Source organism: Exiguobacterium sp. s89 (genome assembly GCF_018617735.1).
GTDB classification, from domain to species: Bacteria; Bacillota; Bacilli; order Exiguobacteriales; family Exiguobacteriaceae; genus Exiguobacterium; species Exiguobacterium marinum.
In genome coordinates, this window is record NZ_JACSKS010000010.1 from 1 (window position 1) to 12,409 (window position 12,409).

At 47.8% G+C, this 12,409-nt stretch carries 8 protein-coding genes, 2 tRNA genes and 1 other annotated feature; of the genes, 7 read left to right on the forward strand and 3 right to left on the reverse strand.

Features of this window, described 5'->3' with window-relative positions:
* The first annotated feature begins 315 nt into the window (after positions 1 to 315).
* Positions 316 to 1,779 carry an IMP dehydrogenase gene (gene guaB, locus KNO96_RS14065; RefSeq protein WP_026824748.1) on the forward strand — a complete coding sequence of 488 codons (1,464 nt, stop codon included), beginning with the start codon at positions 316 to 318 and terminating at the stop codon, positions 1,777 to 1,779.
* 41 nt (positions 1,780 to 1,820) lie between these two features.
* On the opposite strand, the gene KNO96_RS14070 is transcribed toward guaB, so the two are convergent.
* The 3 genes from KNO96_RS14070 to pdxR all read right to left on the reverse strand — a co-directional run bounded on the left by KNO96_RS14070 (position 1,821) and on the right by pdxR (position 7,404).
* The gene (locus KNO96_RS14070) at positions 1,821 to 5,243 is read right to left on the reverse strand and encodes an alpha-amylase family glycosyl hydrolase (protein WP_214704562.1); all 3,423 of its coding nucleotides are present in this window, start codon (positions 5,241 to 5,243) and stop codon (positions 1,821 to 1,823) included.
* 140 nt (positions 5,244 to 5,383) lie between these two features.
* Positions 5,384 to 6,004 carry a class A sortase gene (locus tag KNO96_RS14075; protein ID WP_214704554.1) on the reverse strand — a complete coding sequence of 207 codons (621 nt, stop codon included), beginning with the start codon at positions 6,002 to 6,004 and terminating at the stop codon, positions 5,384 to 5,386.
* On the reverse strand, positions 6,001 to 7,404 hold the full coding sequence (gene pdxR / locus KNO96_RS14080) for a MocR-like pyridoxine biosynthesis transcription factor PdxR (protein WP_214704552.1): 1,404 nt from the start codon (positions 7,402 to 7,404) through the stop codon (positions 6,001 to 6,003). The genes KNO96_RS14075 and pdxR overlap by 4 nt, the downstream gene beginning before the upstream one ends.
* A gap of 287 nt (positions 7,405 to 7,691) precedes the next feature.
* Between pdxR and pdxS the strand changes: the two genes are divergently transcribed.
* The 6 genes from pdxS (at position 7,692) to KNO96_RS14110 (ending at position 12,409) form a co-directional block, all read left to right on the forward strand.
* On the forward strand, positions 7,692 to 8,582 hold the full coding sequence (gene pdxS, locus KNO96_RS14085; protein ID WP_012727762.1) for a pyridoxal 5'-phosphate synthase lyase subunit PdxS: 891 nt from the start codon (positions 7,692 to 7,694) through the stop codon (positions 8,580 to 8,582).
* Position 8,583: 1 nt separating this feature from the next.
* A complete protein-coding gene (gene pdxT, locus KNO96_RS14090; protein WP_214704550.1) occupies positions 8,584 to 9,162 on the forward strand; it encodes a pyridoxal 5'-phosphate synthase glutaminase subunit PdxT in 579 nt (192 codons plus the stop codon).
* An 85-nt stretch (positions 9,163 to 9,247) separates the two neighbouring features.
* Positions 9,248 to 10,495, forward strand: coding sequence for a D-alanyl-D-alanine carboxypeptidase family protein (locus KNO96_RS14095; RefSeq protein WP_214704548.1), 1,248 nt, complete (start codon positions 9,248 to 9,250; stop codon positions 10,493 to 10,495).
* 18 nt (positions 10,496 to 10,513) lie between these two features.
* Positions 10,514 to 10,722 (forward strand) — a binding site (T-box leader).
* Positions 10,723 to 10,773: 51 nt separating this feature from the next.
* Complete coding sequence (gene serS / locus KNO96_RS14100) at positions 10,774 to 12,057, forward strand: serine--tRNA ligase (protein WP_214704546.1); 1,284 nt, start codon at positions 10,774 to 10,776, stop codon at positions 12,055 to 12,057.
* 138 nt (positions 12,058 to 12,195) lie between these two features.
* Positions 12,196 to 12,286 (forward strand) — tRNA-Ser (locus KNO96_RS14105).
* 37 nt (positions 12,287 to 12,323) lie between these two features.
* A tRNA-Ser gene (locus tag KNO96_RS14110) sits at positions 12,324 to 12,409 on the forward strand.

The following is a 12,409-nucleotide window of genomic DNA, read 5'->3' on the forward strand; positions in this document are numbered from 1 at the left end:
AAGCGTCTCAGCGCCGAAAGTAGTTGGGGGATCTCCCCCTGTGAGGATAGGACGTTGCCAGGCAACAACGCAGAGGACGACCGAGCATAACGCTCGGTCGTCTTTTTTATGCCTATTTTGAAATCGAACTCCATTAAATAGAGCCTCTTCTCATGAAATTCCGAACAATTTTTATGATTCATATCGTAATGAACACAATTCTGAACTTTCTGAACATCGGGAATTGAATTGCACTTTCGCATTATACCTGTTACCATTACAGAAATATTTCGAAATGAAGATTTGGATAGGACGAGAAAGGGGCCATCAATTTTTATGTGGGAAAACAAGTTTGCAAAAGAAGGTTTAACGTTTGATGATGTATTACTCGTACCGAGGTTTTCAAGTGTTTTACCGCGTGACGTAGATTTAAGCACGAAGCTCTGTGAAGGACTGGAATTGAATATTCCGCTCATCAGTGCCGGCATGGATACAGTCACCGAAGCTCCGATGGCAATCGCTATGGCCCGTCAAGGCGGTTTAGGTGTCATTCACAAGAACATGTCGATGGAAATGCAAGCTGAGCACGTCGATCGTGTCAAACGTTCAGAAAATGGTGTCATCACGAACCCGTTCTATTTAACTCCAGACCATCAAGTATACGATGCGGAATACTTGATGAGTAAGTATCGTATCTCTGGTGTACCGATTGTGAACTCAGAAGAGGAGCGTAAACTGATTGGTATCTTGACGAATCGTGATCTTCGCTTTATTAAAGATTATTCGACAGTCATCAAAGATGTCATGACGACGGAAAATCTCATCACAGCAAAAGTTGGTACGTCACTTGAAGAGGCAGAACGCATTCTTCATCAACATCGCATCGAGAAGCTTCCACTCGTCGATGAGAACGGTGTATTGAAAGGTCTCATTACGACAAAAGACATCGAGAAAGTCGAACAGTTCCCGAACGCAGCAAAAGATAAGCAAGGTCGTCTTCTCGTCGCAGCAGCAATCGGCGTCACAAAAGATGCAGTGTCACGCGCTCAAGTATTGGTTGAAGCGGGTGTGGATGCATTGGTCATCGATACAGCACACGGACATTCCGCTGGTGTTCTTGAAAAAGTTCGAGAGATCCGCGACATGTTCCCATCACTTCCGATCATCGCAGGAAACGTGGCTACTGCTGAAGCAACGCGTGCATTGATTGAAGCAGGGGCATCCGTCATTAAAGTTGGGATTGGACCAGGTTCGATTTGTACGACACGTGTCGTCGCAGGTGTCGGCGTTCCACAAATCACAGCTGTATACGATTGTGTTATGGAAGCGAAAGAGCACGGTGTCTCAGTCATCGCTGATGGTGGAATCAAGTACTCAGGTGATATCGTCAAAGCGATCGCCGCAGGAGCGAACGCAGTCATGCTCGGAAGCTTGCTTGCGGGTGTGAAAGAGAGCCCAGGGGAGATGGAAATCTACCAAGGTCGTCAGTTCAAGACTTACCGTGGTATGGGATCGGAAGCATCGATGAAACGTGGAAGCCAAGATCGTTATTTCCAAGAAGCCGATAAAAAGTTCGTGCCAGAAGGAATCGAAGGTCGCGTGGCGTATCGCGGTGAACTTGCCGACACGGTCTATCAATTGATTGGTGGTCTTCGTTCAGGTATGGGGTATTGCGGCGCTGCCGACATTCGTGCCCTTCGTGAAGACACACAATTCATTCGTATGACAGGTGCTGGACTCCAGGAGAGCCATCCGCATGATGTCAACATCACAAAAGAAGCACCAAACTACTCACGCTAATATAAAATACCGCCATCCTGTTCACTCAGGATGGCGGTATTTTATTTATGTTTCGCCACTAAAATCACGGTACCTCCCTGATTTTGAGCAGGAAGAGAGATGGTCACCTTCCCATCCTTTTGAACGGTATATGATTTGCCGCTATAACGGTCAATCAATACAGTCTTCGCCTTATACGACGTCTTAAATGAAACGGTTTGCGCTTTCTCTTTCGTGTTCAATCCGACAAGAACGGATTGTTTACCATAGCTCCGTTCAAACACTGAATAACCAGAGGCAGCACTCACAGCGACAGATGAACGTGTTCCTTTACTGAATACGTGTGAATAGTCTGCACGGATATTCAATAGTTTTTGGTAATGCGTATGCATCGTTTTACCTTCACCTTTGACACGGGACCAATCGAAATCATAACGATTCTCGTTGAATTCACCTTTGTCCATATCGCCCGCATGTGTCCCGGATTGGCCAACCTCTTCTCCGTAATAGATGACAGGCTGACCTTTGGCCGTGATTTGAAGCGCTGCAGCGACCATTTGTTTTCCTATATCCCCACCTGCGCGTGAGACGAGGAATCCATCTTCATCATGGCTGCTTAAGAATTGTCCAAGAGTCGCTTCATTCGATAGTTGTTTATTTCGGTATTGAAGTGCACTTTCTACATCCTCAATGTTACCGTTCACGAATTGCTCGGCCTGATATTTAAAGTCAAAATCGAGCAAGGAGTCCATTTGACCACTTCTCAAATAACCACCCGTATTGTTGATACTTGCTCCATAATGCTCTCCGATGAGTTTGAAATCCGGTTTGATTGTCGTTAGTTCATTTTTGAATGACTTCCACGTCGTTGAATCCACATGTTTGACTGTATCGACACGGAAGTAATCGATCGTGTTTCCTCTTTTCGTTTTCGAACGTTTAATCCAATCGGTCTGCCATTTAACCAACTGCTCTCGGACGGCGGCTTCTTCTGTCTTGAAATCAGGAAGGCCGGACAAGGACATCTTGAGGTCATCCCCGTCGACGGGATTCTCACGGATCATGCCATCGAACACTTGACGTTCCGTATCCGTCGGGAAATTCGTGACGGATGAACTCGCACCGGGTTCCATACCGTAACCCGGATGGTTCAAGACGACATCAACCATGATTTTAATGCCGCGTTTATGTGCCTCGTCAATCAATTTGTGGAATGCGGCCATATCTCCGAGATGTTCATCGAGTTTTTCAAAGTTTTTCGCCCAGTACCCGTGATAGCCATATTGAGACCCGTCTTTTCCATAGCGTAAATCCCAATCGATGTTATCCACAATCGGTGTAATCCAGATTGTATTGATACCTAGGTCATCCAAATAATCGAGTTTTTTCGTGACACCTGCGAAATCACCTCCGTGATAAGACTCGAGGTGGTCCTGATCGTAGAATTCACGGTTCGGGTTGTCATTGGACAAATCGCCGTTGTGGAAACGGTCGGTCAGCATGAAGTAGATACGGGCCTCATCCCAATCAAATGCTTGCTTCTCTTTCATCGATTTCGGAACGACACGGATGGTGGTCTTCGAGCGATGGACGTTTCCGTATTGATCGATCGCTGTGACAGAAAGTGTTTTGTTGCCTGGTTTGACGGTATCCTTTACCGCAATTGTTTGGGCATTGAGCGCACGGTCAATGTGTAACTTTTCAGGACCTCCGAGTGGGCGTGCATCGATGTATAGCTCTCGAAGTGCTACACCTTTCGGCAAGGTTGGTTTTACCTGTAAGACGGCATTTTCACGGGAACTGATTGCTTTCGGGCTAACCGAAGAAGTGAGCTTAACGGTCGGTTGACGATATTCGATTTGAGACGCCTCGAAATACGGATCTTTCACTTCGGTCGTCACCCCATCTTTTGTGACGAGATACGTGTAGTCATGAACGCCTTCAGGCAAACGTACTGTGTGACGAAACCATTCGTTGTCAGACTCATACGTCATCGGATAGGTTTCACCATTGATTTTTAGTGCGACCTTCTCGATTTCACTCATTTTTCCGGATTCATAGAGTGCTACGTCACGATAGAAGAAACTGATTCCGTCTGTACCGTACATTGGACCGTTGATTGTCGGAACTTGATGGAAGACACCTTTGCCACTTTCGACATTCACTTTCGTGACACGGTCTTCTCCAAGCGTGACGTATCTATCCTCTCCGTAAGTGTCCTTCACAGCCCAATCCGTTCCTTTTCGGATCACAAACCCTACTTTAGTGGCGTCCTGACCGACCGGGATTCGGAAGATCGCTCCGTCCTCCGTGATGCGATACGGATCCACTTGTCCATCTTTCTTGCCAGTGCTCCACGTCCACAAGTTCCAATCTGTATAGTCTCCATCCGCACGGACATACTTCATCTCGATATAGCGAGTCGTTTCCCACGGGTCTGCGAGTTTTGATGCCGTCTTGAACGTAGTCGTCAATGCAGGGAGCGTTGTGTTCGAAATCGTACCGGTCAAAGCCCCCGCTGAAATGGTAGCCGTATATGAAGTGTTGAGAGCGAGTGACTCTTTCGGTTGAAGTGTCACAGTCGTACCGTTGATTGTCACGTCAACCGGGACATGCGTCTCACCTTGCCGTAGGGAAACTGCTTCAGCATCAAGACGGACCGGTTCATTGAAGGTCCATGTGATTGGAGTAGATACATCGATATCAGTTGCTGAAGAAGCAGGGGTCACGGAAGCGACTTCAAGCTGGTCGATTGTCTCCACCCCGCTTAACGTGAACGGAGCACTATAAACTGATTGTGTCGATGGGCTAGCGGCGACGTTCCAACTGTCGGATAGTTGATTGGCCGCGTTGCTTGGAATCGTATCAAACGCTCCATGTTCACCTGCGTTGTTCCCGCTCAATACAGTCAGGGCACGGATTCGGTCTCCATTGTTTAGCCCAAGTAGTGAGAGAGGGACCTTTCCTTCAAACCCTTTCGTCCGATCGACTGCGAAGGCGGCTCCGTTCAATTGATTCAATTGTAAGAGTGGCGTCTCCTGTCCGGCTTCATAGAGGGCGGCTTCTTTTACGTTCTCGTCCCCATCAATACGAACGAGAATATGATACTGAGGTGCCTTGTCGACTCCTTTAAAATCGAAAGGATATCCAAGTGGATTCGAAGAAACCCCAGAGTCTTCATCGTTCACTTGAAGGGCGATATTAATATATTGTCCGTTATCTCCCCAGTTTGGGACATTGTTCGCATCCACATAAAAATAAAGGTGTTGAGCGTCGTTTTGTATGTATAGGTCGCCGATATCAAAACCTTCCCAACCCGTGGCCGGGGAAGTTGCAAGGGGTGTAACGGAGGCCCAGTCTGCCTTCGTTCCATCGATTGTCATAGTCGTCGGTTCGGCCAAAGCGTTCATCGGAACGCCGGCTTGGACGAGCAATGCACCGGATAGTATGAGTGTTGAAGCCTGACGAGCAGTTTTTTTCTTCATGAGGCACCTCTTCCTGTCAAATAGAATTGCACTATTTTGTGCAAACGTTTTCAAAAATAGTTTAGCGGAATTTGAAAGCGCTAAGAATATGTTTTTGGAAAAACAATAAACCGCTTCTCCTATTTATTGAGGAGAAACGGTCATGAGGAAGTGGTGACGAGCTCTCCCTTTACAATGAGGCGCTCTGTCGTATCAAACGTACACGTGATTAACGTGATGGTTGGGGTTGAGGTGTCATCTAATACATCGACTCGTTCAGGAGAGACGGTTTCAAGGGAAGTGACCACGTATTCGTACGTTCGCATATCATCTTGAAGATAAATCGTCGCCCCGATTTCGATTTCATGGAGGGGACCGAATAGAGCGGTCGCATGCTGTAAATAGTGACCGGCGAGCGCGTAGTTCCCTTTGCCCATCTGCTGGTCAGGATGCATCGTTCCGGCGCCTACAGCCAGACTCTCGTCATCCAATCCTTTAATGATTGGAAGTTTCAAAGAAACATCCGGAATTGAAATGACACCGATTGTTGGTAAATGATGAAATCGATTGCGCGCCTGTAAGACGTCTTTCAATGAAAGCGGCGTGACGGATTTGAAATCATAACTTGGGTTAAATTCATCCTCGTCTTGTAGTTCCATATGTTCCATCACATATTCACTCGTTGAATCGGCGATGACATCTTTCCAAACGGAACTTGTCAAAAAGAAAATTCCGCTACCGATCAAGCATATTCCGATGACCCATCGAAGCCAGCGCTTCATGACGTCCCTCCTTTCGAAACTTTCCATGCATACATTAATTGATCGATCACATCCGGTAAGCTTGATTCGGACAAATGCGCAAAGCCGAATAGAAGCTGTTTTTGTTCGTCCGGATGTATGATGCGGTAATCGCTCATCGATTTGATTGCGATTCCGGAAGATTCTGCAGACTGCTTCAGCTCTTGTTCTGTCCGGTCGGTAGCCACAGTCAGTACGACGTGCAATCCGGCACTCGCTCCGGTCACGGTGACAATCGGTTCGAATGGGCGGAAGGAGGCGAGGACAATCTCTAGTTTGCGGCGGTATATTTTTCGCATCCGATTCAAATGTTTCTCAAAATCACCGCTCGACATGAAGAGGGACAACGTATGTTGTTCGAACCTAGGGACGCTACAGGTGAAATAATGATGCCTCTCTCGGTAACGGTTCAAAAGGGTTGTTGGTAATACCATGTAGCCGATTCGAAGGGAGGGCATGAGCGATTTCGAAAACGTACTGATGTAAATAACCCGTTCGTTCGGGTCCATACTTTGAAGAGACGGTATAGGCTTACCACTGTAGCGGAATTCACTATCGTAATCGTCTTCAATGATATACGTTTGATGAACGAGCGCCCAGTTTAACAAGCGCTGCCTTCGACTGACAGACAGGACAGTCCCTGTCGGAAATTGATGGGCTGGGGTCACGTATAACGCATCGATTGCCTGACGCTCGAGCTCGTGCACGCAAACCCCGCTCTCATCTATCGGAATCGGGATTGAAGTACGTCCTTGTTGTTCGAATAAGAGACGAGTGAGCGGATAACCGGGATCTTCAATCCCGAAAATTGACGACTCAGGTAATAGATCCAACAGTTGTGGCAACAGTTGCTCCGTGCCGGAACCGACGATAATTTGTTCAGGTGAGCACTGGACCCCTCGTGAATGATAGAGATAGGTCGCAATCTCTTGTCTTAATTCGAGATCTCCTTGAACTGGTCCTAAGGCGAGTAACTCATGATGTATTTCATCGACGACGTGCTTGACATGTCGTTTCCAACGCTCGAATGGAAAGGCGGTCGTATCGATTTGACTTGGTGAGACATCGTACGTATACGTCTTCTGAGGTGGGATCGGGGTGATCGTGCTACTCGACCGCCGGACATACAGTTCCTCTTGCGGTAATACGTAAAATCCTTTTCGAGGAATGGATTCGATGTATCCTTCGGCGAGTAACTGGGCATATGCAAACTCAACCGTTGTCTGCGACACATCTAAAAATTGCGAGAGCTTACGCTTCGAAGGTAATTTGGTACCTGTCTTTAACGTATCGTCCACGATAGCGTCCCGAATGTGTTTATACAATTGTTCGTAAAGAGGGATGGACGATTCTTGATCAAGCGAAAAGGTGAGCATATCCATAGTGTGACGTTCCTTTCTTTATGAACCGAACAAGAAGTAAAGCATAAAGCCAAGGATGATTAAGAACGAGACGATCCCAGATGTACCAAATAATGCACGATGACCTCCATCGAACGGATCCCGGTTTGACATACATATCCCTCCTCCATACTTCAACAGGTTCGTGATAAATAAAATAGAGTCCTTTATTTGAACTGACCACTTTAAAAAATAAGAAACTGACACTTTCAATATAGTCAATTCAACTTATACTAGCAAGTAGAACACGAATCAATGGAGGGATTTCAATGGAAAAGAGACAAGTAGGGACAGATAAAGTAAAACGCGGGATGGCAGAAATGCAAAAAGGTGGCGTCATCATGGACGTCATCAACGCCGAACAGGCGAAGATCGCTGAAGCTGCAGGTGCTGTGGCTGTCATGGCACTAGAACGCGTACCATCGGACATCCGTAAAATGGGTGGCGTTGCCCGTATGGCCGATCCAACAATCATTGAAGACGTCATGGGCGCAGTGTCAGTTCCGGTTATGGCGAAATGCCGGATCGGGCACATCGCTGAAGCACGTGTCCTCGAATCGATGGGAGTCGACTTCATTGACGAGAGCGAAGTGTTGACACCAGCCGACGAAGAGTTCCACTTGTACAAGCGCGACTATACGGCACCGTTCGTATGTGGAGCACGCGACCTCGGTGAAGCAGCCCGTCGCATCGGCGAAGGTGCGGCGATGATTCGTACAAAAGGGGAGCCCGGAACAGGAAACATCGTCGAAGCGGTTCGTCACATGCGTACAGTACAAGCGCAAGTGAAGCGTCTCTTGTCGATGAGCGTGGATGAAGTCATGACAGAGGCACGCGACCTCGGTGCACCGTTTGAAGTATTGATGCAAATCCGTGAAGCGGGTCGTCTCCCAGTCGTTAACTTTGCGGCGGGTGGAATCGCGACACCAGCGGATGCGGCATTGATGATGCATCTCGGAGCAGACGGGGTCTTCGTCGGATCAGGTATCTTCAAAGCGGAGAACCCAGAAAAATTCGCACGTGCCATCGTAGAAGCGACGACATACCATGACGACTATGAGCGAATCGCACACTTGTCAAAAGGACTAGGTGAAGCGATGAAAGGACTCGACGTCCGCACGCTCAAAGAAGAAGAACTTATGGCACCAAGAGGCTGGTAAGATGGTGACGATTGGCGTATTAGGGATGCAAGGCGCGATTCGTGAGCATGTTCGCATGCTCGAAACGCTCGGCGCCCAAACCGTAGTAGTCCGCTCGGTAGAAGATTTGCAAGCGATTGATGGACTCGTATTACCAGGAGGAGAGAGTACGGCGATGCGACGATTGCTCGACCATTACGGGCTGCTCGAACCACTTCGAGAGATGGAGACGTTACCGATGTTCGGCACGTGTGCCGGCATGATTCTTCTCGCAAACGAAGTCGAAGGATACGATGCGCACTTAAAGAAAATTCCGATGACGGTGAAACGCAATGCGTTTGGACGTCAGGTCGACAGTTTCGAAGTCGATCTTCCTGTGAAAGGAATCGAAGATCCGGTTGAAGCGGTCTTTATCCGTGCCCCTCAAGTGGAACGGGTCGAACCGGAAGTGGATGTGCTCGCTGAAGTCGAGGAAGCGATTGTAGCGGTTCGTTACAAACAGTATCTTGCCTGTTCTTTTCATCCAGAATTAACGGATGACTTATCGTTACATCGCTATTTTATCGAGATGGTCAAAGCGAATCAGACCCAACACGTATAAGTTTGAGAGACCTCACAAAAAAGAGGTCCTTCAAACTTATTTTTTGTTACACTGAAAAAAGAAGCGTACAGAAAGGGGAAACGATGTGAAGGCCCGTTATTTCATGATATTGCTCACGGTCATATTCGTCGTGCAGACCATCTTGCCCTCGGCTGCCTCTGCGGCCGCACCGAAAGTGGATGCGGCAAGCGCGATGCTTGTTGACGTGACAACAGGACAAGTTCTATTTGCTAAACAAGAAGATTCGATGCTTCAGCCGGCCTCAATCACGAAGCTGATGACAGCATTTTTGACGCGTGAGGCGATTGAAACAGGGGAGCTCAGTTGGAAACAAGAAATCATACCGAGCGATGCTGCTTTGGCTTTGACGAGAAAGCCGGGGTTGGCACGAATCCCACTATTAAATAAACCATATACCGTCAAAGAGTTATACGATGCCGCGTTGATTCGTTCAGCGAACGAAGCAGCGGTAACGCTCGGGGAAGCCGTATCTGGTTCTGAGGAGGCGTTCGTCAAAGAGATGAATCGCCGGGCTGATGAATTGGGTATGACTCAAACGACGTTCGCGAATGCCTCAGGACTTGATTCAGAATCCGCAGGTCTACCAGGAGACAATTTGACGTCCGCCAAGGATTTGATGAAGCTCGCGATTGCGTATTTGACGACGTATCCGGAAGTACTCGACGTGACGAAGCGGGCATACGTGGATGTCGACGGCATTCGGTTTGACGCGACAAACCGAATGCTCGCTGACCGTGACCTGGCTTATCCGGGGATGCTCGGCTTTAAGACGGGGACGACGAACGAGGCAGGGTACTGTTTTGTTGGCGTCTCCACACGTGATGGGCGTACCATTCTTTCGATTGTTCTTGGTGCGACATCTGATGATGGACGGTACGCCGCGACGAAAGCGTTACATGACTATGCGTATACGGATTTTGTCATGACCCCGATTTTAAGGACGGGTGAAGTCATCCCCAAAACAGCAACGGTCTCTCAAGGCGAGACGGAACAAGTAGCAATCCGGACGACGAATGACTTTGAAGTGCTGGTCGAAAAAGGCAAGCCAGTTCCGGAGCCGAAATACGATCTGTTGGATTTAAAGGCTCCGATCAAGCCCGATACACAAGCAGGAATGGTCACCATTGATTCTTCGGAGCATGTACGTTATTTGGAAGGGGAGACCCCTCCAAAGATGACGCTTGTTACGGCAGAGTCGATCGATACCGCTTCGTTCTTGACGCGAATGACGCGAGCCTTTTTAGATTTCCTCGACCAAATCCGGCTCGCACTTGGAAAAATCAGTCTTGTCGAACAAGTGGAGATGTTGTAAAGTAAGATTAATTCAATGACAGATGCGATGATGAGAATAAGTACGTTACGTACGTCTACTGACAGAGAGCTAGTGGTTGGTGCAAACTAGTGGGATGGCGTAACCGAATCGACCTCGGAGCATTGACTTGGAAACAAGTCACGTTTGCACACGTTACGTGCATCGAGTGGCTCAGGTACTTGGGCAACGAGGGTGGCAACGCGGATCCAAGGTGGTTCGTCCCTTTCCTACGGGAAAGGGGCGTGCCACCTTTTTTATATGAAAAAGGAGGAACAATAATGTTAGACATTAAACGTTTGCGACAGGATTTTGAAGGAATTAAAGAAAAATTAGCTCATCGGGGCGAAGACTTGAGTGCCCTTGACCGCTTCCCACAGTTAGAGGAGAAGCGCCGTGATTTGATCAACGAAGTCGAAGTGAAGAAAGCGAAGCGCAATGAAGCGACAAAACAAATCGCTGAATTGAAGCGAAACAAACAAGATGCTGAAGGTCCAATCTTAGAGACACGTCGCCTTGGGGATGAAATCAAACTGTTAGACGAAGAGTTACGAGAAGTTGAGGCAGATCTTAACTTGATTTTACTCAGCATTCCGAACATCCCGCACGAATCAACCCCAATCGGCGAGACCGAGGACGATAACGTGACGATTCGTGAAATCGGAACGAAGCCTGATTTTGATTTCGAGCCAAAGCAACATTGGGATGTGATGGAAGACCTTCAAATCGTCGATGTCGAACGGGCCGGAAAAGTAACGGGAAGCCGTTTCGTTTTCTATAAAGGATTAGGCGCTCGTTTAGAACGTGCTCTCATCAACTTTATGATGGATCTTCATTCAGACGAGCACGGATACTCTGAAATATTGCCACCATACATGGTCAATCGGGATGCGATGACGGGGACCGGTCAACTTCCTAAATTTGAAGAAGATGCGTTCAAAGTAGCGGATACGAACTACTTCCTCGTTCCAACAGCTGAAGTACCGGTCACGAACATGCACCGTGAAGAAATTCTCCCGGAAACGCAACTTCCAATCGCGTATACAGCATATAGCGCTAACTTTCGTTCTGAAGCCGGTTCAGCGGGACGTGACACACGCGGGTTGATTCGTCAGCATCAATTCAACAAAGTCGAGCTCGTCCGTTTCGTAAAACCGGAAGAATCTTATGAGCAATTGGAGTTGTTGACAGGGCATGCCGAAGAAGTATTGAAGCGTCTCGAACTTCCGTATCAAGTGCTCAGCATGTGTACAGCGGACCTCGGATTTACTGCCGCGAAGAAATACGATATTGAAGTATGGATGCCGGCGCAAGGAGTCTATCGTGAAATCTCTTCTTGTTCAAACTTTGAAGATTTCCAAGCACGTCGTGCAGGCATTCGTTTCCGTCGTGATATCAACGCGAAACCTGAGTTCGTGCATACATTGAACGGTTCAGGATTGGCGGTCGGTCGGACGGTCGCAGCGATTCTAGAAAACTATCAACAAGCGGATGGTTCGGTCGTGATTCCGAAAGTCCTTCGTCCTTACATGGGTGGGAAAGAAAAGATCGAAATGCCGAACTAAATAGCAGAGCAGCCTCGATTTTGAGGCTGCTTATTTTTTTTAATGTTTTTTCACAAAAGGGTTTGACATCTGTCTCTTCAGTTGGTACTATAAATCATGTCGAGCGACACTGTTGCTTGCGAATTGTATATGAGCTTTGGAGGTGTACCCAAGTGGTTTAAGGGAACGGTCTTGAAAACCGTCAGGGGTGTAATAGCCTGCGTGGGTTCGAATCCCACCACCTCCTCCATTTTCTTTTTGGAGGCTCAGACAATTTCATATCTTTTGGAGGTGTACCCAAGTGGTTTAAGGGAACGGTCTTGAAAACCGTCAGGGGTGTAATAGCCTGCGTGGGTTCGAATCCCACCACCTC